Genomic DNA, 25,816 nt, shown 5'->3' on the forward strand with positions numbered 1-25,816 from the left:
TTGCAAAGTGCAATCACTTGGGAAGAGGAGATGATGGGCCGCTTCGTCTATTCGATGAACGTGTCCCTCGACCTGCGGATCGAGCAGGTGCCCGGGGACAACGGCGCGGGCGAGTGGCTGCGCCTCGGCGAGGAGATGCACCGCGAGGCCAACGCGCGGACGCGGGAGCTCGCCCTCATGGTCCACGGCCGGGTCTACTACGAGGCGATGGAGGAATACTGGCCGCGGGCGCCCGAGGACGCGTCGCTGCCGGACTACATGCGTGAGTACGGCGAGCTCTGGACCGCCAAGCCCAAGATCCTCGTCTCCCGCACCCGCCGCAGCGCCGCCCACGGCACCCGGATCATCGGCGGCGACGACGCGATCGACCAGTTGGCCGCCCTGCGGGCCGGCACCGACGGCACCATCAGCGTCGGCGGCGCGACGCTCGCCACCCAGCTGCTCCGGGCGGGGCTCCTCGACGAGCTGCTGCTCTGGACCCACCCGTCGATCCTCGGCTTCGGCAGGCCGCTGTTCGACGACTACGACATCCCGATCGAGCTCGACCTCATCGAGCACCGATCGTTCGAGCGCGGCGTCACGATGCGTCGTTACGCCGTCCAGGACACGAAGGAGGCAGGCACGTGCTGAAGCAGGTCGCGGAGGGTGTGCTGGTCCACCAGAGCCCGTTGCTCCAGAACAACGCCGTCGTCGTGCAGGGCCCGGCCGGCGTGCTGCTCATCGACCCCGGGATCACCGGCGACGAGATGGCCGCCCTCGCGGACGAGCTTCGCCGGCGGGGCCTGCCCGTCGTGGCGGGCTTCGCGACGCACCCCGACTGGGATCACGCGCTCTGGCACGCCGAGCTCGGCGACGCGCCCCGTTACGGCACCGCCCGCTGCGCGGCCGAGCTGCGCGAGCTGCGGGCGGACGCGGACTGGCGGGCCCGCCTCGCCGAGGCGCTACCGCCGGAGATCGCCGGGGAGACACCGCTGGAGCTGTTCGGCCTCCTCACCGCTCTGCCCGCCGGAGCCACGCGGGTTCCCTGGGACGGCCCCGAGGTCCGGATCATCGAGCACCAGGCGCACGCCAAGGGGCACGCGGCGCTGCTCGTCGAGGAACGCGGGGTTCTCGTCGCCGGCGACATGCTCTCCGACGTCCTGGTCCCGATGCTCGACCTGGACGCCGCCGACCCGATCGGGGACTACCTCGACGCGCTGCGGCTGTTCGACGGGGTGGCGGGCGACGTCGAGGTCTTCGTCCCGGGTCACGGCTCCGCCGGCGACGCCGGACGGCTGCGCGCGCAGATCGACCTGGATCGGGCGTACGTGGAGGCCCTGCGCGACGACAAGCCCGTGAGTGACCCGCGGATCGGCCCGTCGGCCAGGCCCGGCTGGGAGTGGGTGAGCGACGTGCACGACGGGCAGGTTCAGGGCCTCGCCCGCCGCTCGTGAGCGGCGGCCAGGTGGAGGTAGGCGGCCGCCGTCCAGGTGTAGGCGCGGTCGCGCAGGCCCTGGCCGGTGCGGGCGTCGAAGTTCTCGGCGAACCCCGACCGCTCGCACAGCGCGCGGAAGCGGGCGCTGATCTCGTCGGCCAGGTCCGGGTAGCCGGCGCGGCGCAGCCCGTCCTCGATCAGCACGGTCGAGGGCGCCCAGATGGGGCCGCGCCAGTAGCCGTCGTCCAGGTAGTGCGGTGAGTCCGGCAGCTCGGTCGCGAGCCCGTACGCGGTCAGGTGCCGCTCGATCGCGGCGGCCAGCGCCGCGCGGACGGGACGCGGCAGCTCCTCTCCCAGCACGATCGGCATGAGGTCGAGCAGGCTGGAGCTGGACCAGGTACGTCCCGACGGCACGCCACGGGCGACGAACCGTTCGCCGTCCCACAGCTCGGCGAGCAGCGCCTCGCGCATCCGGTCGGCCTGCGCGCTCCACCGGGCGGCTGCGTCGGGGCCGGGGGCCAGGCGGGCCAGCTCGCGCAGCTGGAGGATGAGGAAGGCGGCCAGGTCGGCGCTCTGCACGACGCGTTCGGGGTCGAAGGTGGTGGCGTTGTCCCAGCCGCTGTCGTTGCCGTGCTGGTAGTGCGGCAGCTCGTGACCGGGGACGCGGCGGGCGGTGAGCCAGAAGGTGGTCCAGCGTTCCAGCAGCGGGTAGACGTCGGGCGCCGCATCGGGGAGGTGCCGCAGGGCCCAGCCGTGGATGGGCGGTTTGACGAAGTTGTAGAGGATCTCGGAGTGGGTGACGGAGTCGGGGAGCGCGCCGGAGGCGTCCTGGTGGTCGAAGGGGAGGCGGTACTGGTCCCAGGCCAGGCCGGGCAGACCCCCGGCGACGGCGATGGCGTTGAAGCAGTGGTCCCAGCTCCACACCTTGTCCATCCAGTGCTTGGACATCAGCACCGCCGGGCGGGTGACGAACCCGGCCGGGCGCACGGTGGCCGACCACAGCACGTAGGCGGCCAGTTCGGCGGCGGGCGTCCGCTCGCCGCGCCACGGCGCGACCGCCTGCGCGAACGCCTCGAACTCCGCCCGTGCCGCCTTGACCACCTGGTCGAAGGGGTCCTTGGCGGTGTAGGGGGCGCGGGCGGTCTCGTACTCCTCGATGGCGATCTCCCACTCGCCGCTCAGGCGGATCCCCCGCTCGGCGGCGCCGAGCGCCTGCGCGCCCAGGGGCTCGGCCCGCCCGCCGAGCAGGGTGATCCGGTAGCGGCGGCCGGTCTGGTAGAGGGTGAAGACGTACGAGCCGTCCACGGGGTCCTGGTAGAAGTACGGGCCGCTGAACGGCGTCAGGACCGGGTCCGCGGCCAGCACGCGCAGCCCGGCGCCGCGGCCGCGCACCCGCACCGTGTCCACGCTCTCGTAGGCGAGGTCGATCAGGCCGTCGTGCCAGGTGAGCCGGTGGGGGGTGGCCGTGATCGTGGCGGCGGTCTCGGGGACCAGCTTCATGACCGCGTGCATGCCGGTCTGGTGCGAGACCAGATGCACCTCCTCCGCGTAGGTCCCTTCCGCCACCACGGGCGAGAAGCCGAACCACGATCCGTGGTAGCTGAACGGGATCTCCCACAGGGAGAACTCCGGGCCTGAGGCGGTCATGAAGCCGGGGTCCCTTCGAATCAGGTGAGGTGGATGTAGTCCAGTTCGGCGTAGCCGGTGCCGCCCGCGAAGTGCGGCGACCCCTTGGCCAGCCGGATCACGTTGTAGCCCGCCCGCAGGTTCACCGTGGTGCTGACCGTGGCGCCGAACTGGCCCCACGCGGCGGTCGGCGGGTAGCTGACGGTGGTCCAGGCGCCGCCGTTGTAGGCCAGGCCCTGGGTGGCGGTGGCGCCGGTGGCGTTGGCGTAGCCGATGGTCATCGTGTACGCGCGGGCGGCCGGCACGTTGACGACGAAGTCGACGTAGCTGTCGGTGCGCGGGGTGCCGGAGTTGTCGATGCGGCCGACGTAGCCGCCGCCCGACGCACTGGAGGAGGTCAGCCGCTGGGCGCGGAAGACCGAGGCGTTCTCGGCCTCGTAGCGCTGCTGGTAGGCCGGCACGCCGGTGGCCGGCTCGACGACGAGCTGGTAGGCGCTGGTGGCGACCATGTTCGGCACCGAGACGCTGAGCTGGCCGTTGCTGACCGTACGGGTGGTGGTGGAGACGGTGGTGGGGGCGGTCACGGCGGTGAAGCGCCCGCTGGACGGGGTGGACAGGAGCGTGACGCGGACGCTGGAGCCGAGCGCGCCGAGGCCGGTCAGGTTGACCGTGTTGGTGCCCGCCTCGTCGCCGAACACCACGTTGACGATCTTGCGGGTGGGGTCGTAGGCGGCGAAGCCGTCCAGGGAGGTCGAGCTGGTGGTCGTGGTGACCATGTTGCCGGCCATGTCGCCGTACCATTTGTAGAGCCACCACGTGCCGGTCGGCTGGTTGTTGTTGACGACCAGGCCGTTCATGGTGCCGTACTCGTACCAGAAGGCGCGGTGCGCGGACTCGACGCCGCCGCGTTCGAGTTTGGCCACGTAGCTGGCGATCCGGCCGGGGACGTCCACCTCGGCGGGGGCGGCGTACTCGTTGATGGAGATGCGGCGCGGGCTGATGCCGAGCGAGGCTTCCAGGTTGCGGTAGTCGGCGAGGTCGGCGGCGATCCTGCCGGGGTTGCTCAGCTCGTGCCAGCAGATGATGTCGGGCAGCGTGCCGGTGTCGCGGGCGCGGGTCAGGAACGCCTGCATCCACGACCGGCTGTACGTCGCCGTGCTGGGGCCGACGATCGGCGTGAGCGGGTCGAGCGCGCGGACCGCCCGGTGCGTACGGACCCAGCCGTCGTTGAAGTTGCCGGCGGCGGCGGTGTTCCAGGTGTAGTCGGGCTCGTTCCAGAGCTCCCAGGCCAGGACGTTCGTGACGGTGGTGGCCGCGAGCCTGGCCCTGACCATGGTGTCGACCTTGGCCAGCCAGTCGTTCCAGCTCACCCACTGGTAGGGGAAGTTCGGGTAGATGTCGGGCATGCGGATGTACTGGCCGGCGCCGACGCGGTCGGCCTGCGGGGCGATCAGCAGCGAGTCGCCGCCCGGCGGCTGGCCGTTGGGCCGCTGGCCGACGCCGGGGGCGGGCTGGGTGAGCGAGTTGACCTTGATCGGCAGCAGGGTGGAGTCGGCGGGGCGGGAGTTCTCCGCCAGGCCGTAGAGACCGCCGGAGGCGGCGTGGGTGACCGGGCGGAAGGGCTGGGCGACGTTGACGGTCAGCGTCGCCCCGGCCGCCGCGGCGGGGGGTGCTCCGGCCACCACGGTGGCGGCCGTGGTGACCAGGGCTAAGGCGAGCACTCGGATGCGGGACATGTCACTCTCCTTGTGTCGGGGGCTGAGCAGAGGAGACGGGCAGGAAGAGGCGCATGCTCGACGTGCCGCGCCGCGCCCACCCGTGGTAGGGCGCGAGCCGCACGTCGAACCACTCGCCGGGGGCGGCCCCGGCCGGATCCGGGGGATAGGGCCAGGCCCCGCCGGCGAGGCCGAGCACCCGGCCACGGACCACCGCGCCACCGGGAACGGCCCGGGGGACGGCGCGGGGATCGACGACCAGGGAGTCGAGCCCGCCGGGATCGGGCAGGTCGCGGGACTCCAGGCACAGCACCTCGGGCCCGCGTTCGACCGCCACGCACCCCCGTACGGCGTCGATGCGCGGGTCGGGCCAGCTGAAGCGGGGCTCCATGGGCAGGTCGAGGACGATCTCGTCGCCGGCGCGGAAGGCCCGCCGCACGCTCACCAGGCCGGGCTCGGCAGGGCGGGTCCGGCCGCCCTCGGTCAGCGTGGCCCCCGCGGCCCAGGCGGGGACGCGCAGGGTGAGCGTCCAGGGCGCGCCGGCGTCGGCAGCGATCCTGACGCGGACGGTCCCGCTGTCGGGGTAGGCGGTCTCGACGTCCACGGACACCGGCCGCCCGTCCGGCAGCTCGGCGCGGATCCGGCAGGGCGCGTACTGGTGGATCCGCAGGCCGTCGTCGTCGCTGGTGGCCAGGTAGGCGTGCAGGCTGGCCAGGGTGCGGGCGACGTTCGTCGGGCAGCAGGAGACGTCGAACCAGGCGGCCCGCGCACCACCCTCGGCGCGCGGGCTCACCTCGTCGGGATCGGCCGGCCTGCCGGGGACCCGCTGGTGGAGGGGGTTGGCGTAGAAGAAGGCCCGGCCGTCGGCGCTCGGCGAGGCCGCGATGACGTTGTAGAGCGTGCGCTCGATGAGGTCGGTGTAGCGCACGTCGCCGGTGGCGAGGTGCAGCCGCCAGGAGACCATGACGGAGGCGACTCCGGCGCAGGTCTCGCAGTAGGCCCGGTCGGGAGGCAGCTCCCAGTCCTCGCCGAAGCCCTCGTCCTGGTGGCGCGAGCCCATGCCGCCGGTGATGTAGGTGCGGCGGGCGACCGAGCGTTCCCACTGGCGTTCCACGGCGCGCAGCAGCTCGTCGTCGCCGCGCTCGACCGCGACGTCGACCGCCGCGGCGGCGAGGTAGAGCGCGCGGACGGCGTGGCCGCGCCACACGTCGGCCTGCCTGATCGGGACGTCGTCCTGGAAGTACGCCCGCCCCAGCGGGATGTCCCTCAGCCTGCCGTGACCGCGCCGGTCGAGGAACAGGCGGGCCTGCTCGACGTAGCGCTCCTCTCCCAGGGCGCGGCCGAACTCGGCCAGGCCGACCTCGATCTCCGGATGGCCGCAGATCCCGTCGATCCCGCCGGGGCCGAAGGCGCGGCACACGTGGTCGGCGGCCCGCCGCGCGACCCGTACCAGGTCGTCCTCGCCGTGGGTGCGCAGCCGGGCGACGGCGGCCTGGAGCAGGTGCCCGGTGTTGTACAGCTCGTGGCCCATCTCCAGGTCGCTGTAGCGCGGCGGCTGGTCGCCGTGGCCGAAGCAGGTGTTGAGGTACCCGTCCGGGTCCTGGGCGCGGGCGACGCGGGCGGTGAGCCGCTTGATCGCCGCCTCCGCCCCCGGGTCGCCGGTCCTCGCGCTCTCCCAGGCCAGGGCCTCCAGCAGCTTGTAGACCTCGGAGTCGGAGAACGACCAGCCGGGACGGTCGGGGCCGGTGGTCCCGTCGGCGACCCGGTCGAAGTTGGCCAGCCAGCCGAGGCGCTCCATCCACGCTTCGCAGTGGGCGAGCGTCGCCGTGGCGTTCACGGCCTGCCGGTCGCCCCAGAACCCGCCGGTGAGCGTGACCTGCGCGAGCCCGAGGGGGCGTGCCCGGCCGTGTGACGGCAGCACGGGGCTGGTCATATGGTGAGAACCCTTTCTTTCAGTCCTTCACGGCGCCCGCGGTGACCCCGGCGGCGATGTAGCGCTGCGCGAGGACGAGCAGGAACGCCGCGGGAAGCGACGCGATCACGGCGGTCGCCATGATCGAGTTCCATTGCGTGGTGTTGTTGCCGATGTAGCGGAAGATGCCGAGCGTGATCGGGATGACGTCGCTGTTGCGGTTGAGCGTCGAGGCGAAGATGAAGTCCGACCACGCCCACAGGAAGGCGAACAGCGACACGGTGATCACGGAGTTGCGGCTGAGCGGCAGCACGATCGACACGAACGTGCGCCAGGTGCTCGCCCCGTCGATCTGCGCCGCCGCCATGACCTCGGCGGGGATGCCCGCCATGAACGCCCTGAACAGCAGCACCGCGAACGGCACGGCCAGCGTCGAGTCGGCCACGATCAGGCCGGGAACGGTGTTGAGCAGCCCCAGCCTGATGTAGATCGCGTAGAAGCCCATGGCCATGACGACGCCGGGGATCATCTGCGCGACCAGCAGCAGGAAGTCGATCGTCCGCCCGCCGCGCGGGCGCAGCTTGGCCAGGGCGAACCCGGCGGGCAGGGACACCGCGAGCGTGAGCGCGACCGTGCCGAGGCCGATGAAGAGGCTGGTGGCCAGGGCGGGCAGCTGCTGGGAGAACGCGGCGGCGTACCCCTCGAACGTGGGGTCCCACGGGAACCAGTGGGGCGGGTCGGCCCGCATGTCGCTGGTCTTGGTGAGCGAGACGTTGAACATCCAGTAGACGGGAAAGAGCATCACGCCCACCAGGACGACGCCCGCGACGGTTCTCCACGCTCTCATGCCGTCTCCTTCTGCAGGCGCACGTGGGCGAGCCCGGCGGCGAAGGCGATGAGGATGAGCAGGTTGCCGACAGCCGCCGCCGGGGAGAAGTCGGGCTGGCCGGTGCCGAACGCCTCGCGGTAGGACCAGATGGCCAGCGTCGTGGAGGCGTCCGCGGGGCCGCCCCTCGTCATGATCCAGATGATGTCCACGACCTTGAGCGTGTAGATCAGCCCGAGCAGCAGCGTGATCATCGACACCGGCCGCAGCAGCGGGAACGTGATGCGGCGGAACCGCTGCCACGCCCCGGCCCCGTCCAGGCCGGCCGCCTCGTACAGGTCGGCGGGGATGTTCTGCAGCCCGGCGTACAGGATCACCAGGTTGAACGGGACGCCGAGCCAGATGTTGGCGATGGTCACCGCCAGCAGCGAGGTGTCCGGGGAGGTCAGCCAGTTGATCTGCCCGATGCCGAAGGCCCGCAGCGCCGCGTTGACGATGCCGTTCTCGCTGTTGAGCATCCACGACCAGGTGGACGCCGACACGATCAGCGGCAGCAGCCACGGCACGAGGAACATCGCGCGCAGCGCCGCCGAGAGGCGGAAGTTGCGGTGGAAGAAGACCGCGAGCGCCAGCCCGATGGCGTACTGGACGGCGATGGAGCCCAGCGTGAACAGCGCCGTGTTGCCGAGCGCGCTCAGGAACGCGTCGTCGGAGAGGATCCGGAGATAGTTCTCCAGGCCGGTGAACTCCGGGTTCCCCTGGATGAAGGCGCGCGGCGTGTAGTCGTGCACGCTCAGCTCGATGTTGCGGTAGAGCGGATAGGCGTAGAACAGGAGCAGGTAGACGACGAGCGGGGCGAGGAAGGCGGCGGCCGTCCACCGCCGCGCCCGCCCGCGCGAGGGGGCTGCCCGCACGGCTCCCCCCGCCGCGACCGTCCCGGTGCGAAGTGACGTCATGGGATCAGTTGCCGGTGGCCTGCTTCGCCTGGGCCTGCGCCTCCTTGAGCGCGTCGGCGGGGCTCGCCGAGCCGCTCAGCGCCTTCTGCACGCCGGTCCACAGCGCCTCGGAGATCTTCGGGTAGTCGGTGCCGAGGTTGTCACTCGTCCGGCCCTTGGCGCTGCGCACGGCCTCCACCCACGGCTTGAGCGAGGCCTCCTTGGCGAGGATGGCCTCCTGGCCGGCGGCCGTCGAGGGGATGTAGTACGCGAACGTGGTCCCGGTCTCCACCAGGCCCTCGGGCGTCGTCATGCATTCGAGGATCTTCTTGGTGACGGCGTACCTGGCGGTGTCCTTCTGCACGGGGACGGTGATGAACTCGCCGCCCGTGGGCGTGGGGGCGGCGCCGCCGTCCTTGCCGGGGATCTGCACGACGCCGGTCGGGAAGTCCGCCTTCGCGGCGCTGTTGATCTGCCAGGTGCCGTTCTCGGCGAAGGCGAACTCGCCGGTCAGGAACTCCTCCCAGGTGGTGTTCTGCGAGTTGCTGATGACCGAGTTGGGGGCGATGCCGTCCTTGACCCACGAGGTCCACAACGTCAGCGCCTCGACGGCCTGGGGCGAGTCGAGCTGGGTGAGCTGCGCGCCCGCGCCCCAGAACCACGGCAGGAACTGGAAGGAGCCCTCCTCCGTGCCGATGCCCGCGAAGGTGATCGGCTTCTTGCCCGCCGCCTTGACCTTCTTCAGCGCTTCGCCGAACGAGGCCCAGTCCTTGATCGAGGCCGGGTCGACGCCCGCCTCGTCCAGGATCTTCTTGTTGTAGTAGAGGGCGAGGGTGTTCGCGCCGATGGGGATGCCGTACGTCTTGCCGTCCAGCTCGCCGGCGGCGATGAGGTTCTTGTCGAACCTGGAGGTGTCGAGGCCGAAGTCGGCCATCGCGGTGAGCATCCCGGCGTCGGCCAGCGTCGAGACGGCCGGGTTGTCCAGGAGGATGACGTCGGGCGCGTTGCCTTCCTGACCGGCCAGGAGCGCCTGGTTGGTGAGGGCGGTCGTGTCGTAGGCGGTGCGCTGGATGGTGACGCCCGCCTGCCCGGCGCAGGTGTCGACCCGCTTGGCCCAGGCGGAGTTCGCGTCGTGCTGCGGGTACGGGTCCCACCAGGTGTACGCGCCGCTCGTGGCGCCGGCGCCGGCGGAGGAGGAGGCGCCGCTCTGCGGCGGCGTGGAGGCGCAGGCGGCCAGGGCCAGGACGGCGGTTCCGAAGACCGCCGCCCTCGTGGACATCGACGGACGGTTCATCGATTCCTCCAATGTTAACGCTCCCATTGCGAGCGTGCTGTACGTGTGGGGGGTAGGGGGCCGGTGCTAGCGGGAGTGCGGCCTCGGGGGAGCGGTGCTGCCCCGATCGGCCAGTTCGGGCGAGATGAAGCGCACCACGAACGGCTCTTTCCTGGCCGCCGTGGACTCCACGCGGCGCACGAGCTGCCGCACGGCCATGGAGCCGAGGCGGTCGGGCGCGCTCTCGATGAACGAATAGGGCAGGGAGAAGGTCGCGGCGAAGTCGGCGGAGTAACGGCCGATGACCGACAGGTCCTCGGGCACCCGCTGCCCCCGCTGGTAGGTGACCGACGGCAGCGCCGCCGCGGCCGCCTCGTTGTTGATCAGCAGGCCGGTCGCCGCCGGGTAGGCGTCGAGCAGGCCGTTGAGCAGGCGTCCCACGGCGGGTTGCCGGGACTCGCCGTACACGGCGTGCAGGGTGACGCCGAGCTGACGGGCGCGGTCGAGCGCGGCGTCGCGCAGGCGCCACACGTACGCGCCGCCGCGCTCGACCACGTGCTCTGGATGGGAGATCAGGATGAGCTCGCGGTGGCCGAGCCGGTGGAGGTGGTCCACCATCACCCGCCCGGCCTCCTCGAAGTCCAGGTCGAACACGTCGAGCCCCGAGCAGTCGCCGGGCAGCCCGACCAGCGCGCCCGGCTGCGGCGCGGCGCGCAGGATGGGCAGCCTGGCGTCGTCCTGGGCGATGTTCATGAGCACGACGCCGTCGACCATCCGGGAGTCGGTGATGCGCCGCAGCGCCCGCACCCCGTCGGCCTCGGTGACCAGCAGCGTGTCGTAGCCCAGGTCGCGGGCGGTGTTCGTGACGCCCAGGATGTACTGCAACATCGCGGGCGCGAACTCGTCTTCGTGGAACTGGGCGAGCAGACCGAGGACCTTGGTCTGGGCGGTGGCGAGCGCGCGGGCGCCGGCGTTCGGCGTGTACGCGAGCGCCTCGGCGGCGGCCAGCACGCGCCGGCGCACCTCCTCCGAGATGGGCCGCTTGCCCGACAGCGCGTACGACGCCGTGCTGCGGCTCACCCCGGCCTCCCGGGCCACGTCTCCGATCGTCGCCACTCTCACCTCCTGCTGTTGAACCGGTTCGACGATTGCGTTGCACTGCTCCCATGCATCATCGTCCCGAAGTCGCCTTCTTCCTGGAGATGGGCAGGCTCACGTCACACCGACGCCATCCTGCGATCACCGGAGCGAGCGAACCGGTTCAACGATGTGGCTCGACTGTCGCTCCCGTGCGGGCGGGCCGTCAAGACCGCCCACAACCGGCGATACCGAATCGTGACATGTCGGAAACGCCAGAGGATCACCCCATTGACGGGCGCGACGGAGCTACGTAACCTACGCGAAACCCTCGGTTGCGTCGCGCTCTGCTCCCACCGCCTTGTTAGCGCTCACATCTCAGGGACATCGCAATGGCATTCCCGAGCATCACCAGGGCCTTGTGCGCAGGACTCCTCCCGGCGGCACTCACCCTCTCGCTGACCACGGGGATCGCGGGCGCCGCCGCCGCTCCGGCCCCCGTGCTCGTCTACGAGTTCGACACCGACGACGTCACCACCGCCTCCATCACCGACTCCTCCGGCAACGGCCTGCACGGCGAGCTGGTCAACGCGGCCACCGCGACGCTCGTGGACGGCGCGGCGGGCGGGCACGCGCTGAGCCTGCCCGGCGGCGCCCCGACCTCCGGCGGCGCCTACGTCAAGCTGCCGCTGGCCGCGATCAAGGACAGGACCGACCTGACCGTCTCCGCGCGGGTCAAGTGGGACGGCACCACGTCCCCCTGGCAGTGGATCTACGCGCTGGGCAAGGACAACACCCGCTACCTGTTCAGCACCCCGTACAACGGCGACGGGAAGCTGCGCACGGCGCTCACCACGTCGGGCGGCGGCGCGGAGGCGCAGGTCACCGGCTACGCCCCGCTTCCCGCGAACGCCTGGAAGACGCTCACCGTCACCCTCGACACGGCCGCCGGGCGGATCACGACCTACCTCGACGGGGCCGCCGTCGCCTCCGCCCCCACGACCATCACCGCCAAGCAGCTGATCGACGCCTCGACCACGTCCGCCGGGTTCATCGGGCGCTCGTTCTACGCCGACCCGCTGTTCGACGGCGCGATCGACGACTTCCGCGTCTACGGCGCGGCGCTCACGGCCGAGCAGGTGGCCGAGGTGGCGGGCGGCACCCCGCCCACGCCCACCGGCCTCAGCCAGAACGCCTTCGACGTGCGGACCTCCATCGGCGCCGCGCCCGCCCTGCCGCCCGCCGTCCGCGCCACCTTCTCCGACGGCTACGACCGCGACCTGCCCATCACCTGGCCGGCCGTCGACCCGGCCAAGTACGCCACCGCCGGGACGTTCACCGTCACGGGCACGGCCGGCGGCCGGCCCGTCACCGCCCAGGTCACGGTGATCCGCGAAGGCCAGCTCGTCATCGACCTGGCCAAGGACACCGGCGCCTTCCACGGCGGCGCGTCCGGCACGCTCTACGGCCTGTACGGGCCCGGCGTGCCGACGAACAACCTCATCGAGGGCATGAAGCTGCGCACGGTCTCGACCAAGGCCCAGGACGGCCCGCAGCATCCGGGCGCGGACGCCCTGGAGGTGGTCAAGCCGCTGGCCGACAGCACCGACGGCGACGTGTACATCTACATGACCGACATCCACCGCGGCTTCCCGTACCAGTGGCCGGGCAGCACGCCGGAGGAGAAGCTCGACCTGTTCAAGCAGAAGATCGCCAAGCAGGTGGACCAGGTCCTGCAGCTCGACCCGAAATATCGCGACAACATCGTGTTCGTCCCGTTCAACGAGCCCGAAGGCAACATGTTCGGCACGGGGGAGTGGAGCTACAACCGGGTGAGCTGGCTCACCGACCCCCGGCACTACTTCAAGGCATGGGACGAGGTCCACGCGCTCATCAAGGGCAAGATGCCCGACGCCCGCATCGCCGGACCCAACACCAGCGTGCTGTACTCCCAGGTCAAGGGCTACCTCCAGCACACCGTCGAGGCCGGCACGGTTCCCGAGGTGATGACCTGGCACGAGCTCAGCCACCCCGAGCAGGTGCGCACCAGCGTCAAGCGCTACCGCGAGATGGAGGCCGAGGTCTTCGCCGGCACCCCCTACGCCGGCAAGAAACTCCCCATCAACATCAACGAGTACGCCTTCAACTACCACACCTCCGTGCCCGGCCAGATGATCCAGTGGGTGTCGGCCATCGAGGAGTCCAAGGTGGACGCCGACATCGCCTACTGGAACATCGACGGCAACCTGTCCGACTCCGCCGTCCAGGCCAACCGGGGCAACGGCCAATGGTGGCTGCTGCACGCCTACGGCCAGATGAGCGGCCACACCGTCCAGGTCACGCCGCCCTACCCCGGCAGGAACTACAGCCTCCAGGGCCTCGCCACGCTCGACCCCGCCAAGAAGCAGGCCCGCACCATCTTCGGCGGCGCGAGCGGCCCCGGCCACATCCGCTTCGAGAACGTCCCCGCGAACGTCCTCGGCCGCAAGGTCCACGCCTGGATCAGGGAGATCCCGTGGACCGGGCAGATCGGCGACTCCCCGCAGCCCGAGATCGTCGCCGAACGTGACATCACCGTCGAGAACGGAGCCGTCGTCCTCGACCTGCCCGCGCTGGAGGAGTCGTCGGCGTACGAGATCGTCCTGACCCCCGCCGGGACCGGCACCGAGACGGCCTCGGCGCCGCACCTGTGGGAGCGGTCGTACGAGGCCGAGGACGCCAAGTACACCGGCGGCGGCTACACCCGCAACGGACCCGAAGGCTCACCGTCGGACGTGTCGAAGTTCTACACCTCCGGCCGCTACGACGTCGGCGGCCTGCGCACCGGCTCCGACGGCGTCCTCGACTTCACCGTCGAAGTGCCGCAGACCGGCCGCTACGACCTGAGCGTCTTCGCCAACTCCCTCAACACCTACGACCTGGTACGCGAACAGGGACCCACCAACGTCTTCGTCCGCGTGGACGGGGGAGCGGAGCAGGAGCTCCACCTGCCCCTCGGCTACAAGTGGGTCGTGTGGGACCACGCCGACACCACCGTGCAGCTCACGGCGGGCACCCACGTCATCTCCCTGGCCGCGCGCAGCCTCGACGGCTCCAAGACCACCAAGGGCGACGCCATCGTCGACCGCATCCACCTCTCACTGCCGAACCCGGCCGCGGCCACCTCACGCTACGAGGCCGAACTGGCCGAACTCCGCGGAGCACGAGCGGCCTACGACGTCAAGGGCACCGGAATCTCCGGCTCCGGCGCCGCGACGGCCGCCAAAGGCCAGTCGGTGACCTTCTGGATCTACTCCGCCCAGGACACCGCGGCCGTCCTCGACCTCAAGCTGTTCGGATCCGGCAAGGCGAAGATGGCCGTCAACGGCCTGGAGGTGCTGGACGACGCCCGGCGCGGCGACTCCACCGCGACCGTGTCACTGTCAGGCGGCGTCAACAAGGTCACCGTCACCGGCCGCTCGGCCACCACGATCATCGACCGCCTCGACGTCCGCCCCGCCCCCGACGCGCTCCCGGCCACCGTCTACGAGGCGGAATCGGCCCAGCTCGCCGGCACCGCCACCGCCAAGCCGCTCACCCTCGCCAGCGGCAAGTCCGCCGTCACCGGAATCGGCGGCACCCCGGGCAACGCCAACACCCTGACCTTCACCGTCCGGGCCGACACCCCCGGCACGTACGCCATGCGCGTGCGCTACTCCAACCCCGAGCAGTCACCCGCCACCCACTACAACCCCGACCCGCTCGCCCGGCACGCCGACATCACCGTGAACGGCGCCGCCCCGCAGCGCGTCCTGTTCCCCCACACCTTCCACGAGAACAACTTCTGGGAGCTCACCGTGCCGGTGACCCTGAAGAAGGGAGACAACACGGTCCGGTTCTCCAGCCAGGAGCTGCCGAACTTCGACGGCACGACGTACGCGTCGCAGACGTTCCCCGGAGTGCTCCTGCGCTCCCAGTACGCACCGGTGATCGACAGGATCACGGTGGCGCGCTACAACCGCTGACCCACGAATTCGCCGCCCGTGCCTGCGACCAGGCACGGGCGGCGACCCGCTCCTGCGGTCAGCTCCAGACGACGCCGTCGAGAAAGGACTCAACGGCCGTCGTCACCAGACCGAGCACCTCCGCGGATCTACGCAACGGCCCCGGCACCTTCATGCCATGATCGGCGCCGTCGACCTCCAGGACGTGCGGCGTCAGCTCCCGCGCCAGCCCGCCATCCCAGAACTCGTCCGCGGTGCCGCCGACGAGCAGGAACGGCTGGGCGGCCCGACGCAACGGCCCCACACATGCGGGCATCGTGAGCAACGGCGTCAGCCAGACGCCCGGCAAGCCGCGATCGGCGGCCACGGCGGCGGCGTACGAGCCGAGCGACTTGCCGATCAACAGCGGCGCTGCCAGCTTCTCCAGCACCGGCGTCACCTGCTCGCAGACCCAGGAATGCCGCTCCACCAGGGGCCGGCCCTCCGGCGGTGTCCACGAGATCAGTTCCAGACGGGCGCCACGGCGGGCGGCTGCCTCGCTGACGTAGGCGAGCAGTCCCGCCTGCGGTCCGTACATACCGCCCGGAATGACGACGGCACTCCGGTTCGATTCCCCTTCGCCCATCGCTGCACGGTACCGCCGGACTCGGAGCCGTCAGGGGATCGGGGTGGCGCCGGCCCGCGCGACGGCCTCGGCGTGATCGGCGGGCAGAAGGTGGCCGGCGGCGAGGGCCCGGTCGGCGGCCCGGGTGAAGGCGGTGACGTAGTCCTGCCGCGTGGGATAGAGCTGGAGCAACCGGGCACCGCTCAACGGGGTGGTGGAGCCGAGCAGCAGGCACGCGCCCGTGATCTCGCCGCCGCTGTTGGTCGGGCCGTAGACGGCCAGCGGCGCGTCCAGGTCGGGCAGCCGCACGCCGCCCAGCGCGTTGCCGTCACCGTCGCGCCGGATGGTGCCCAGCAGCAGGCTGATCTGCGGCCCCGCGGGCGGCGCGCCCAGCCCGCGCACCCACCGGTCGAGGTGGTGGTAGGCGGCGTTGGACGCGTACCGCCAGGTCATGGCGTTGACCGGCCGGTCACAGGAGATGGGACGCCCGTCGTTGATGGCGCGGTCGCGCGCGTTCTGGGCGTTGTACTGGGTCAGCCCGTACGCGTCGGCGTGCGCGGTCCCGGCGACCTCCCACGTCCGGATCCGGGCGCCGTCAGGCTGGCGGGCGTCGGCGAACGTCCTGACGTCGGTCTCGGACTCGACCTGGAAGACGGGGACGGCGGTGTCGGCGCGGATCCGGGCGGTGAGGGGCAGGGCGACGACCCCGTCCCCGATGGGCGCGGCGCCGGCGCCCCGTCCATGGACGAGGAACCCCTCATAGGCGGGGATGATCGGCTGGATCGCGTTGGCGAAGGTGGCCAGGCGTCCGGCGGACTGCGAGTGGCCCGCGGCCAGGACCTTCACCGGCGCGCCCGTCCCCAGCAGCGCCTGCCCGTGCGTCCGCACCGCCTCGGCTGCCTGCGCGAAGATCGAGTACGACAACGCGTCCGAGGCCAGCGAGACCTGCCCGTAGCGGACGGGGTCGAGACTCCTGAGCTTGTCGGCGCCGACCTTCTGCGCGGTGACGCCGACGTAGGCGTACCCGGCGCGGGTGAACAGCTCGTGCGACTGCGACCACTCCACGCCGATGTCCACCCCGAAGCTGACGTTCAGCCACTCCACGACCACGGTGCCGTTGAACCTGGCCGGGTCGGCCGGCCGCTCGACCAGCAGCCGGGTGGTGTACGCCTGGACGACGCCGCTGCGGCGGGCACCCCACTGGCCGTTGGTGTACCAGGTGCCGGTCTTCTGGAAGATGTCGGCGCTGCCGCTCATCAGGAACTCGCGCTCCTCGTACCCGCGGGCGGCGAGGTCGGCCACGGTGGCCCCGACGATCCTGCCCTGGCCCGCGCCGGCCGGGATCTCGGCGACGCCGGCCGCCGCCGCGTCCGCTCGCGCCGGGGCGGCGGGCAGCAGGACGACCACCGCCCCCAAGATGGCCACGGCCCGCGAGAGGCCGTGACGAAATCGCTCGAACATGCTGGATCTCCTCCTTGGAGGGCGGCGACGGGAAACAGACGCCAGTTTCCACTGGAGGCCGCCCCCGGGCATCGGGGAAATCACCAGTCACAGCGGGGTGCCGAAGCGTTGCTTGTGGCCTGCCGCCTCGAACTGGAGGAGCAGACCCGGCCGTCGATTGCGCCCGTGTGCGGCTCGCGTGCCCAGGTCACGAGGCGCAGCTGGCCGGCGCGCCGGGCATTTGTAGGTATGACGAAATTGATCTTACACCAGACAGAATTCGCCTTCTGTCCGATATGAATAGCTTTGCACTTTCCCTTGCGAGAGTGCTCAGGCGATTCGTGATCTTGATGCTACTGGAGACGTCGACAATAGAGTCGGCGGGTTTCCTGCGAGCCTCCCTTCTTGTCCAGACAGGCTTTTACTGGGCGGGCTGTAGCCAGACGGTGGACTGATACTCCTGGACGCCGTGAAGTTGTCCCTCCGACGCCTCTTTGACACGGTTGCAGCTTCAATCGGCGTGCTTGATAACGGCTCTTATGTCAAGTAGTGAGACTCCCCTGCGCCGCCCCCAGCAGACGCCGCCCCCAGCAGACGCGGCTGCCACTGGAGCGCCCGTCTCCGCCCGGTCAAAGCGCCCGGGCATTGGGGAACATGGCGCACCCGGGGTTCCCCGAGCTGCATGGCGTGCTTTCGGCGGAGGCGACCGCCGAAGATCATCCCGCGCATGCATGTCGAGCGGCGGCGGGTGGCGAGATCCGGTCCGCTCCCCCGCCCAGGCACCTGGCTCCGGCCGGATCCTGCTACGGCGTCGCGTCCGGCCGCTCCCGTCGCGGAGCCACCAGGAACTTCGGGCCTGGCCCCACGCGGTCCGGGAGGTGTCCGCTCAGCACGGCGGCCACCTCCTCCAGGGCGATCGTCGCTGCGACCAGCGGGCGCGGATCGACCGAGCCGTCCGCGTACGCGGCGATGGCGCCCGGCAGGCCCGCGGACGCGCCGAGGATGCCGACCGTGGTGACGTCTTTCAGGACGATGTCGCGGGTGTCGACCGTGCTGGGCGTTCCGGCCAGGCCGATGTAGACGACACGTCCGGCCGGTTCGACCAGGTCCAGGGCGAGGGCGGGGAGTGCCGGGGAGTTGGAGGCGTCGATGACCGCGTCCCACGGCAGGGCCGGCAGCGTGTCACGGGTCCAGACTCCGTCGAAGCCGAAGGAGGCGGCCAGGTGCAATTGTGCGGGGTCGTGGCCCATGAGGTGCACCCGGGTTCCGGCGGCGCGGGCGAAGAGGGCGGCCAGCATCCCGATGGCGCCGGTGCCGAGGATCAGCAGCCGCTCGCCGGGGGCCGGCGCGGCGGCGTTGACGCTGCGCAGCGCGTTCCCGCCGGGTTCGACGAGGGCGCCGAGGGTGGCGTCCATCGTGTCCGGCAGGGCGTGCAGGGACGTGACCGGGACGGCGAGCTGTTCGGCCAGCGCTCCGGGCAGCCCGTCGCGGATGCCGAGCTCGTGCCGGTCGGGGCACACGTGATGCCGGCCGCTCAGGCAGCGGCGGCACCGGCCGCAGCCGATCATCGTGTCGCCGGTCACCCGCCGCCCGATCCAGGCCGCGTCCACGCCCTCGCCGGTGGAGGAGACGACGCCGGCCCACTCGTGACCTGGCCGGAGCGGGTAGGAGGAGGCGCCTGTGTGCAGGTAGCTCATTTCCCCGGTGAACAGTTCGACGTCCGTGCCGCACACGCCGACCCGTTCCACGTCCACGATGACCTGTCCGGCGGCGGCGACCGGCGCGGGAACGTCCTGGACCTCGGCCTTGCCGGGGCCGGTCAGCACGAGGGCGCGCATCTACCGGGCTCCGGCGAGGTGCTGACGCTGCGTGCGCTCGCCGAGGTCGGGGGTGAGGTCGGGGACGTCGATGGAGGGGGTGTCGTCCACGCGGACGACCGGCTTCTCGGCGCCGGGCGCGCCAATGGGCATCATGTGCAAGGGGGGTTCTCCGTAGATCAGTGAGAATTCGCGGTGGACTGGCGACCGTCGAGAGGGCTTGGCCGGGCCAGATTCTGGGTGGGTGGAAGGGGCGGTGACGAGGACCTCCTGGCGTGACGGTCGTCCGTGGTGCCCTTCACGAGGGGTCCTCTCCGTTGACGATCGCGCGGATGCCGGGCAGGTCGTCGATGAGTGTCCGCAGCGGGGTCCGGTAGGCCAGGCCGGTGACGCTGACGGCGCCGCTCGGCACGCTGGGAGAGGTGAGGAACGCCGCGACCGCGACGCAGTGGACCCCCGGCTCGTTCTCCTGATCGTCGACGGCGTAGCCCTGCTCGCGCACGCGTACCAGCTCGGCGTGCAGTTCCTCCGCCGTGGCGATGGAGCGTTCCGTCGGGCGTTCCAGCTCACGATCGCCCACCCAGGCGCGGACGGCGTCCGCGTCGGGCAGGGCATGTGCCAGCAGCACCTTGCCCACCCCGGTGCAGTGCGCCGGATTGCGGCCTCCGACCACGGAGGTCAGCCGGATGGCTCCGGACGGCGGGTCGAGCTTGGAGCGGTAGACGACCGAGGGGCCGTCCAGCACCGCGTAGTGCACCGTTTCGCCGTGGCGCTCGCAGAGCGCTCGCAGGATCGGGGTGACCCGGACGTGATCGGGCCGTGCCTCGTGGTGGGCGAAGGCCACCCGCAGGAACTCGTCTCCCAGCAGGTAGCGGCCGTGGCCGTGCTGGGTGGCGAAACCGGCGCGGCGAAGCGCCGCCAGCGCTCGATGCACGGTCGCTTTGGGGCTTGCCACGGAGCGCGCCATCTCCTCCAGCCCGATCCCGTCGGGGTGCCGGGCCAGTTCGGCCAGCACCGCGAGGACGCGGTCGGAGCCCACGAGTTTGTGCTCGTCTTCCGTGTCGCTCATTTTCCGGATAGTAGACCATCATTCCGAAGAGTTGAAGTTTCTCCTAGGATGGACTTCCCGCCGTTGCGGAGTTCCACTAGCCTCACGAACGGCTGCCCGACTTATACGTATGTGCAGCGCGACTACCCTCCCCGCCCTCGTCACCGGAAAGCGTGGTTGTCTTCATGGCCTGGAGCCGCAGCGGTCAGTAGTACGCAGGCAGCGACCGCAACGCCTACATCCATCGGGCGTGGATGCGGCGCGGGCTGCCGTCCGGCGCGTTCGACGGCCGGCCGCACATCGCGATCGCCAACACCGCCTCCGACCTCACCCCCTGCAACATGCACCTGAACGAGGTCGCCGAGCACGTCAAGCACGGCGTGTGGGAGGCGGGCGGCGTGCCGCTGAACCTGCCGGTGGTGTCGCTCGGCGAGACGAACGTCCGGCCCACCGCGATGCTCTGGCGCAACATGGCGGCGATGGCGATCGAGGAGATGCTGCGCGCCAACCCGATCGACGGCGTGGTGCTGCTCGGCGGCTGCGGCAAGACGATTCCCGCGCTGCTCATGGCCGCTTCTTCGGTGGATCTGCCCGCCGTGGTGGTGCCCGGCGGGCCGATGCTCACCGGCACCTTCCGGGGCGTCCCGCTCGGGTGCGGCACCGACGTGTGGCGGCTCAGCGAGGAGGTACGCGCCGGGACGCTGTCGGAGGCCGACTTCCTCCGCTCGGAGTCGTCGATGATCCGCAGCAAGGGTCACTGCAACACGATGGGCACCGCCTCCACCATGGGCCTGCTGGCCGAGGTGCTCGGCATGACGCTGCCCGGCCTGGCGGGGACTCCCGCCCCCGACAGCCGCCTGCTCGAAGGCGCCCACGAGACCGGCCGCCTCGTCGTCGAGATGATCGCCGATGTGCGCCGCCCCTCGCACGTCATGACGCGCGGCTCGTTCCTCAACGCCATCGTCGCACTGGCCGCCCTCGGCGGCTCCACCAACGCCGTCGTCCACCTGCTCGCCATCGCCGGACGGCTCGGCGTCGACCTGACCCAGGACGACTTCGACCGCACCGGCTCCGGCGTCCCCCTCCTCGCCGACCTGCAGCCCGCCGGCCGGCACCTCATGGACGACCTCTACCGGGCCGGCGGCCTGCACGCGGTCCTGAACGAGGTGCGTGACCTGCTCGACCCGGCCGCGATCACCGTCACCGGCCGCCCCCTGGTCGAGGCGCTGGGCGACGCGAAGGTGCACGACCGCGAGGTGATCCGCTCCCGGCGGCAGCCGCTGCAACAGGATGCCGGAATCGCCGTCCTGTACGGCAACCTCGCCCCTGACGGCGCGGTCATCAAGCCCGCCGCCGCCTCACCTCACCTGCTCCAGCACCGCGGCCCGGCCGTCGTGTTCGACTCCGTCGAGGATCTGCACGCCCGCATCGACGACCTCGACGTCACGCCCGACGCGGTGCTCGTCCTGCGCGGCTGCGGCCCCAAGGGCTATCCCGGCATGCCCGAGGTGTCCAACCTGCCGCTGCCGCCCAAGCTGCTCGCCCAGGGCGTACGCGACATGGTCCGCATCTGCGACGGCCGCATGAGCGGCACCGCCTACGGCACCGTCATCCTGCACGTCGCCCCCGAAGCCGCCGCCGGCGGGCCGCTCGGCCTCGTCCGCACCGGTGACATGATCATCCTCGACGTCGAGAACCGGCGCCTCGACATCGACCTCCCGGCCGGCGAACTCGCCGCCCGGCACCCTTCCCCGGAGATGACCCGGGCGTTCGCCCGGCCGGAGCGGGGCTGGCAGCGCCTCTACGTCGAGACCGTCCAGCAGGCCAACACCGGCGCGGACCTCGACTTCCTCATCGGCTCCAGCGGCGACGCCGTACCCCGCGAATCCCACTGAAAGGACCCCCATGTCCCGCACCGCCCTCATCACCGGCGGCGTCAGCGGCCTGGGCAAGGCCGCCGCCATCCGCCTCGAAGCCGACGGTGTCGACGTCATCACCCTCGACGTCGCCGACGGCGCCGACCTCGTCGTGGACGTCGCCGACCCGGCAGCCGTCCAGGCCGCCGCCGACGAGATCGGCCCCGTCGACATCCTCGTCAACTCCGCCGGCGTCGTCGGCCCCAACGCGCCCCTGTGGGAGATCCCCCTCGACGGCTGGCAGCGCACCTTCGGTGTCAACGTCAACGGCACCTTCCACACCTGCCGCGCCTTCGTCCCCGGCATGCGCGAGCGTGGCTGGGGCCGCATCGTCAACCTCGCCAGCATGGCGGGCAAGGACGGCAACCCCAACATGGCCCCCTACTCCGCCAGCAAGGCCGCCGTCATCGCCCTGACGAAGTCGCTCGGCAAGGAGCTGGCCACCAGCGGCGTGCTGGTCAACGCCATCGCCCCCGCCGTGATCGAGACCCCGATGAACGCCGACACCGCCCCCGAGGCTCTGGCCCATATCACCAGCCTCATTCCCATGCGCCGCGTCGGCAGGCCCGAAGAGGTCGCCGAGCTCATCGCCTGGCTGGCTTCCGACAAGGTCAGTTTCTCCACCGGCGCCGTCTACGACATCAGCGGCGGCCGGGCCACCTACTGACGGGCGGCGGAGCCCGGGACCCCGCCACGCGTCGATGCCGGATCAGCCAGTGGCCGAGTTGAGCGCGGCCAGGTAGCCGCGCAGAACGCGCCCCCAAAACTGGAAGGAGTGGCCGCCACCGACGGAGCCTGCCTGGACACCGATGAAGGGTTCCGAGGCCGCTGATACGATTAAGTCCCGCGCAGGCGGGACGAGGGAGGCTCGGTTGGCCAGAGCACGGCGGGTCACGTCGGTCGACGTGGCCAGGGAGGCCGGAGTCTCGCAGGCCACGGTCAGTTACGTGCTCAACAACGTGCCGCATCAGAAGATCGCCGAGGAGACCCGGCAACGGATCCACGCGGCCGTCGAGAAGCTCGGCTACACCCCCTCGGCCGCGGCCAGGACCCTGCGGCTGGGCCGCAGCGACATCGTGCTGCTGCTCGTCGCGAACATCCCGCTGGGCTCCACGGCCGTCGAGCTGATCGAGCACCTCACCGCCGACCTGGAACGGCACGGCCTCAGCGTCATCACCCGCATCGAGAGCGGACGGACCGTCGCCTCGCTGTGGAAGGACCTGGCGCCGGCCGCCGTGGTCACCTTCGCCCCCGTGACCAAGGAGAACCGCGCGGACATGCGCGCCGCGGGCACCTACGTGGTCAACGTCTGGGGCGACAGCGAGGGCCAGCCGAACGTGATGACCCGAGGGCAGACCCGCATCGGGCGGATGCAGGCCGATCATCTGATCTCGCGGGGACACGTCCGAGTGGGGTACGCCGCTCCGGCCGATCCCCGCGTGCGCGCCTTCTACGATCCGCGGCTGGCGGGCGTCCGGCAGGGCTGCGCCGATCACGGCCTGCCGCCGCCGTCGGTGCGGGAGGTCCCGCTGGACGCGGAAGCCGCGAGTACGGCGGCACGGGCCTGGCGGGCGGAAGGCGTCACCGCCGTGTGCGCCTTCAACGACGAGGTCGCCGTCGCCCTGCTGGCGGGCGTGCGGGCCGCCGGCCTGTCGGCCCCCGCGGACCTGGCCGTCATCGGGGTGGACGACATCCCCATGGCCCGCTTCGCCGAGCCGCCCTTGACCACCATCGACCAGCACATGGAAGCCGTCGCCGCCGAGCTCGCCGACGCCGTGCTCAAGGGCCTGGAACGACCGGACGCCCGCCGCTCCGCGCCGCCGGACAACGCGACCTTGGTGATCCGCCGGTCAGCCTGAACGAGCTGAACCGCATCGGGCGCCGCAAGCCCTTCGTGATCGCGCCTCGGCGCTGTTCGCCGTCTCCATGCTGGTGCCGCTGCTGTGGCCGCAGGCTGCTACCTGGCCGTGGACCGGGCCCTGCTGATCGACGTGCTGCCCGACAAGCAGGCCGCCGGCCGCGACCTGGGGCTGGGCAGTATGAGCTTCAGCTTCGGCCAGGCCATCGGCCCCGTCGTCGCCGGCCAGCTCGTCGCCCTGACCGGCGGCTACGGCGTGGTCCGGGTGCTCTCCCTGCTGACCGCGGTCGCGGCCGCCGCGGCCGTCATGCCCGTCAAGAAGGTCAGGTGAACGACGGCCTGCTCAGCCGTGCCTGGCCCCTGAGTTCTCAGCAGGAGCGCCAGGGCCCAGGGGGCCGGCGAGGTTGGCCGCGAAGACGGCGTCCGCGGTCCGCTGGTTCTCCTCGGATGTTCAGTTGTGCGGGGAGTTGACGGAGGGCCACCGCGGTCAGGACGCTCCGGCAGTGCGGGAAGGAGGGCGTCGGGGTCCGCGGCGGTGGTCCCCCAATTAGGCGGACGGCGGAGGCGGAGGGTGTGCGTGCTGGGCTGACGTCGAACAGGTAGGGAGTTGTGGCCATCAGCAGGGCCCATACGGTGCCGGTCCCCGGTGAGGATTGTGCTGAGCGCGCTCGGGCTCAACCAGCTGCTACCGGCCGGCTCAGTCAGTCGCCGAGGGGCGGGACCACGCATACCGGAGCGAAACTCCCGCGCAGGTGAGGCCGATCAGGAACGGATGGACGGCGCCGCGTTCGATGAGGCCGACGAGGACGTTGACCCCGGAGATGACGTCGGCGAAGTACGCCACCATCGAGACCATGCCGATCACGCCGACCGTGACCAGCGTTCGCCCGAGTTTCGGGGAAAGTCCGATGCGCCGGTGCATGCTCCCGAGCACGATGGCCAGGACGTTGCCGCCGATGAACCCTGCCAGGGCGCCCAGGGAGTGGAAGTCACCGGTGCCGTCGTTCATCGCCTCGCCGGATCCGGGGAACAAGCCCAGCAGGACGCCGCCGGCGGCCAGCAGCGTCGCGGGCGCGAGCGCCGCCCAGCGGTGCCGGCCGCGCAGTCCGCGCAGCGCGGCCACACCGGCCAGGATGGTGAGCCCGAACAGGAAGAAGCCGGTGTTCATCACCCATGCCAGCGGTGAGTACATGTACTGCCCGAACAGCGTCGAGGGCCCGTGGACTCCGAGATTGCTGATGAAGTGGTACGTGTAGCTGTAGGGCGGATCCGTCCAGGCCGCCGCGGCGATGAACTCGGCGAGCAGGAAGATCATCGGCCCGGCGAGGAGTAATGCTCCCGCGGTGCGGCGCTGCGCAGGCCGGCACGCGTTGACGTCGCTGGTCATGGTCATGGTCATGGTCCTTCCTGGTGTCGGCGCTGGGTGCGTCAGCCGCCGATATGACTTCACTCACTCACTTACTACACCGAGACTACTTTTATCGTCAATGTAGTTGGAGTCCGGAACTAGTAGGATCTGGCCATGGTTGACGGAACGGCCGTGGGACGGCGTGAACGCAAGAAGGCGGCGACACGGGCGGCGATCCTGGACGCGGCGACAGCGCTCTTCCTCGAACGCGGCTTCGACGGGGTCAGCGTCCGCGAGATCGCCGACAAGGCGGACGTCTCCCCCAAGACGGTCTTCACGCACTTCCCGCAGAAGGAGGCCCTGGTCTTCAGCGACGAGGACGAACGGCACGAGCGCCTGGTGGCCGCGGTGAGCGGCCGCGCGCCGGGAACCACGATCTCCGACGCGCTGAAGGCGCACTACCTCTCCGAGATCGCCGCGATGAGGTCCGGCCCCCAACGCCAGATCCTCACCCTCATGGAGGAGACACCGGCCCTCCTCGACTACGCGGAGAAGATGTGGTTCCGCCACGAGGGCACCCTGGTCGCCGCGATCACCGAGGAGTTCGGACTCACGGAGCCGAACGACGAGATCCGCTTCTACGTCCGTTTCGCCCTGCAGATCCAGCTCAGCGCCACCCACGAGGCAGATCCGGAATCCACCATCGACGCGGGGTTCCGCCTCCTCGACGAAGGCTGGGCACGCTACCAGGAGGCCCGGAACTGGAGCGCGTCCGGGTGAAAGGCTCGCGATCGGCAGCCTCGCCGAGGCGGACCAAGGCCCCAGTCGCAGTGGCCACTTGTCCGGCAGTGGCACTGTTCCCGAGCGCCGCTACATACTCAGAATGAAAAGGGCTCACAGCAGCGAAATTTCGATGAATGGTTGCACGAGCCCGAGAATTTGGTCACGGGCGCGGATTGTCTGAGGCCGGCTCCATGGCAAGCTATTTCGACGAGGATAACTCGCCATCATGGTTGTCGCCGCA

At 71.0% G+C, this 25,816-nt stretch carries 20 protein-coding genes and 1 pseudogene; 8 read left to right on the plus strand and 13 right to left on the minus strand.

All coding sequences use genetic code 11. The features are described 5' to 3' along the window. Nucleotides 1-30 precede the first annotated feature (30 nt). Nucleotides 31-630 carry a dihydrofolate reductase family protein gene (locus tag ABD292_RS13395; RefSeq protein ID WP_344207481.1) on the plus strand — a complete coding sequence of 200 codons (600 nt, stop codon included), beginning with the start codon at nt 31-33 and terminating at the stop codon, nt 628-630. Beyond that, nucleotides 624-1,433, plus strand: a complete 810-nt coding sequence (locus ABD292_RS13400; RefSeq protein ID WP_344207482.1) for an MBL fold metallo-hydrolase — start codon at nt 624-626, stop codon at nt 1,431-1,433. The genes ABD292_RS13395 and ABD292_RS13400 overlap by 7 nt, the downstream gene beginning before the upstream one ends. Here ABD292_RS13400 and ABD292_RS13405 read toward each other — a convergent pair. The 7 genes from ABD292_RS13405 to ABD292_RS13435 form a co-directional block, all read right to left on the minus strand. Further along, a complete protein-coding gene (locus tag ABD292_RS13405) occupies nt 1,409-3,061 on the minus strand; it encodes an amylo-alpha-1,6-glucosidase (RefSeq protein WP_344207483.1) in 1,653 nt (550 codons plus the stop codon). The two genes, ABD292_RS13400 and ABD292_RS13405, sit on opposite strands and share 25 nt — an antisense overlap. A gap of 20 nt (nt 3,062-3,081) precedes the next feature. Then, nucleotides 3,082-4,776 (minus strand): CBM35 domain-containing protein, encoded by a 1,695-nt coding sequence (locus ABD292_RS13410; RefSeq protein ID WP_344207485.1) that lies wholly within the window; start codon nt 4,774-4,776, stop codon nt 3,082-3,084. A 1-nt stretch (nt 4,777) separates the two neighbouring features. Then, nucleotides 4,778-6,688, minus strand: coding sequence for a glycoside hydrolase family 127 protein (locus tag ABD292_RS13415; RefSeq protein WP_344207486.1), 1,911 nt, complete (start codon nt 6,686-6,688; stop codon nt 4,778-4,780). Between the two features lie 19 nt (nt 6,689-6,707). Next, entirely contained in the window at nt 6,708-7,514 is an 807-nt protein-coding gene (locus tag ABD292_RS13420; protein WP_344207487.1) for a carbohydrate ABC transporter permease, read from the minus strand. After that, nucleotides 7,511-8,449, minus strand: coding sequence for a carbohydrate ABC transporter permease (locus tag ABD292_RS13425; protein ID WP_344207488.1), 939 nt, complete (start codon nt 8,447-8,449; stop codon nt 7,511-7,513). Before ABD292_RS13425 ends, ABD292_RS13420 begins: the two co-directional genes overlap by 4 nt. A 4-nt stretch (nt 8,450-8,453) precedes the next feature. Further along, complete coding sequence (locus ABD292_RS13430; RefSeq protein ID WP_344207489.1) at nt 8,454-9,722, minus strand: sugar ABC transporter substrate-binding protein; 1,269 nt, start codon at nt 9,720-9,722, stop codon at nt 8,454-8,456. Nucleotides 9,723-9,788: 66 nt separating this feature from the next. After that, on the minus strand, nt 9,789-10,817 hold the full coding sequence (locus ABD292_RS13435; protein WP_344207490.1) for a LacI family DNA-binding transcriptional regulator: 1,029 nt from the start codon (nt 10,815-10,817) through the stop codon (nt 9,789-9,791). Nucleotides 10,818-11,170: 353 nt separating this feature from the next. Here ABD292_RS13435 and ABD292_RS13440 point away from each other — a divergent pair, with 353 nt between their 5' ends. Then, nucleotides 11,171-14,782 carry a LamG-like jellyroll fold domain-containing protein gene (locus ABD292_RS13440; RefSeq protein WP_344207491.1) on the plus strand — a complete coding sequence of 1,204 codons (3,612 nt, stop codon included), beginning with the start codon at nt 11,171-11,173 and terminating at the stop codon, nt 14,780-14,782. A 58-nt stretch (nt 14,783-14,840) separates the two neighbouring features. On the opposite strand, the gene ABD292_RS13445 is transcribed toward ABD292_RS13440, so the two are convergent. The 5 genes from ABD292_RS13445 to ABD292_RS13465 all read right to left on the minus strand — a co-directional run bounded on the left by ABD292_RS13445 (nt 14,841) and on the right by ABD292_RS13465 (nt 19,691). Continuing rightward, nucleotides 14,841-15,386 carry a hypothetical protein gene (locus ABD292_RS13445; protein ID WP_344207492.1) on the minus strand — a complete coding sequence of 182 codons (546 nt, stop codon included), beginning with the start codon at nt 15,384-15,386 and terminating at the stop codon, nt 14,841-14,843. A 30-nt stretch (nt 15,387-15,416) separates the two neighbouring features. Then, nucleotides 15,417-16,826 (minus strand): alpha/beta hydrolase domain-containing protein, encoded by a 1,410-nt coding sequence (locus tag ABD292_RS13450; RefSeq protein WP_344207493.1) that lies wholly within the window; start codon nt 16,824-16,826, stop codon nt 15,417-15,419. 782 nt (nt 16,827-17,608) lie between these two features. Next, nucleotides 17,609-18,643, minus strand: coding sequence for a zinc-dependent alcohol dehydrogenase (locus tag ABD292_RS13455; protein ID WP_344207494.1), 1,035 nt, complete (start codon nt 18,641-18,643; stop codon nt 17,609-17,611). Then, complete coding sequence (locus tag ABD292_RS13460; RefSeq protein ID WP_344207495.1) at nt 18,644-18,778, minus strand: hypothetical protein; 135 nt, start codon at nt 18,776-18,778, stop codon at nt 18,644-18,646. Between the two features lie 142 nt (nt 18,779-18,920). After that, on the minus strand, nt 18,921-19,691 hold the full coding sequence (locus ABD292_RS13465) for an IclR family transcriptional regulator (RefSeq protein WP_344207496.1): 771 nt from the start codon (nt 19,689-19,691) through the stop codon (nt 18,921-18,923). A 203-nt stretch (nt 19,692-19,894) separates the two neighbouring features. Between ABD292_RS13465 and ABD292_RS13470 the strand changes: the two are divergent. From ABD292_RS13470 to ABD292_RS13485, 4 genes and pseudogenes are all read left to right on the plus strand, one after another. Continuing rightward, nucleotides 19,895-21,565, plus strand: a pseudogene (locus tag ABD292_RS13470) (dihydroxy-acid dehydratase); the annotation flags it as partial. A 10-nt stretch (nt 21,566-21,575) separates the two neighbouring features. Then, nucleotides 21,576-22,253 carry an SDR family NAD(P)-dependent oxidoreductase gene (locus ABD292_RS13475; protein WP_344207497.1) on the plus strand — a complete coding sequence of 226 codons (678 nt, stop codon included), beginning with the start codon at nt 21,576-21,578 and terminating at the stop codon, nt 22,251-22,253. Between the two features lie 205 nt (nt 22,254-22,458). Next, nucleotides 22,459-23,445: a LacI family DNA-binding transcriptional regulator gene (locus ABD292_RS13480; RefSeq protein WP_344207498.1), complete on the plus strand. Its 987-nt coding sequence runs from the start codon at nt 22,459-22,461 to the stop codon at nt 23,443-23,445. Nucleotides 23,446-23,529: 84 nt separating this feature from the next. Beyond that, complete coding sequence (locus ABD292_RS13485; RefSeq protein ID WP_344207499.1) at nt 23,530-23,775, plus strand: hypothetical protein; 246 nt, start codon at nt 23,530-23,532, stop codon at nt 23,773-23,775. Nucleotides 23,776-24,141: 366 nt separating this feature from the next. Here the strand turns inward: ABD292_RS13485 and ABD292_RS13490 are convergent, their stop codons facing one another. Continuing rightward, nucleotides 24,142-24,843 (minus strand): DUF998 domain-containing protein, encoded by a 702-nt coding sequence (locus tag ABD292_RS13490; protein WP_344207500.1) that lies wholly within the window; start codon nt 24,841-24,843, stop codon nt 24,142-24,144. A 123-nt stretch (nt 24,844-24,966) separates the two neighbouring features. Between ABD292_RS13490 and ABD292_RS13495 the strand changes: the two genes are divergently transcribed. Then, entirely contained in the window at nt 24,967-25,572 is a 606-nt protein-coding gene (locus ABD292_RS13495; RefSeq protein ID WP_344207501.1) for a TetR/AcrR family transcriptional regulator, read from the plus strand. Nucleotides 25,573-25,816 lie beyond the last annotated feature (244 nt).

It is taken from the genome of Nonomuraea bangladeshensis (assembly GCF_039529455.1).
Taxonomy (GTDB): Bacteria; Actinomycetota; Actinomycetes; order Streptosporangiales; family Streptosporangiaceae; genus Nonomuraea; species Nonomuraea bangladeshensis.

Coding starts and splice junctions, on each gene's coding strand:
- ABD292_RS13395 (WP_344207481.1), top strand. CDS start 31: ATGATGGGCCGCTTCGTCTATTCGATGAACGTGTCCCTCGACCTGCGG.
- ABD292_RS13405 (WP_344207483.1), bottom strand. CDS start 3,061: ATGACCGCCTCAGGCCCGGAGTTCTCCCTGTGGGAGATCCCGTTCAGC.
- ABD292_RS13410 (WP_344207485.1), bottom strand. CDS start 4,776: ATGTCCCGCATCCGAGTGCTCGCCTTAGCCCTGGTCACCACGGCCGCC.
- ABD292_RS13415 (WP_344207486.1), bottom strand. CDS start 6,688: ATGACCAGCCCCGTGCTGCCGTCACACGGCCGGGCACGCCCCCTCGGG.
- ABD292_RS13420 (WP_344207487.1), bottom strand. CDS start 7,514: ATGAGAGCGTGGAGAACCGTCGCGGGCGTCGTCCTGGTGGGCGTGATG.
- ABD292_RS13425 (WP_344207488.1), bottom strand. CDS start 8,449: ATGACGTCACTTCGCACCGGGACGGTCGCGGCGGGGGGAGCCGTGCGG.
- ABD292_RS13430 (WP_344207489.1), bottom strand. CDS start 9,722: ATGAACCGTCCGTCGATGTCCACGAGGGCGGCGGTCTTCGGAACCGCC.
- ABD292_RS13440 (WP_344207491.1), top strand. CDS start 11,171: ATGGCATTCCCGAGCATCACCAGGGCCTTGTGCGCAGGACTCCTCCCG.
- ABD292_RS13445 (WP_344207492.1), bottom strand. CDS start 15,386: ATGGGCGAAGGGGAATCGAACCGGAGTGCCGTCGTCATTCCGGGCGGT.
- ABD292_RS13450 (WP_344207493.1), bottom strand. CDS start 16,826: ATGTTCGAGCGATTTCGTCACGGCCTCTCGCGGGCCGTGGCCATCTTG.
- ABD292_RS13455 (WP_344207494.1), bottom strand. CDS start 18,643: ATGCGCGCCCTCGTGCTGACCGGCCCCGGCAAGGCCGAGGTCCAGGAC.
- ABD292_RS13460 (WP_344207495.1), bottom strand. CDS start 18,778: ATGATGCCCATTGGCGCGCCCGGCGCCGAGAAGCCGGTCGTCCGCGTG.
- ABD292_RS13465 (WP_344207496.1), bottom strand. CDS start 19,691: ATGAGCGACACGGAAGACGAGCACAAACTCGTGGGCTCCGACCGCGTC.
- ABD292_RS13475 (WP_344207497.1), top strand. CDS start 21,576: ATGTCCCGCACCGCCCTCATCACCGGCGGCGTCAGCGGCCTGGGCAAG.
- ABD292_RS13490 (WP_344207500.1), bottom strand. CDS start 24,843: ATGACCATGACCATGACCAGCGACGTCAACGCGTGCCGGCCTGCGCAG.
- ABD292_RS13495 (WP_344207501.1), top strand. CDS start 24,967: ATGGTTGACGGAACGGCCGTGGGACGGCGTGAACGCAAGAAGGCGGCG.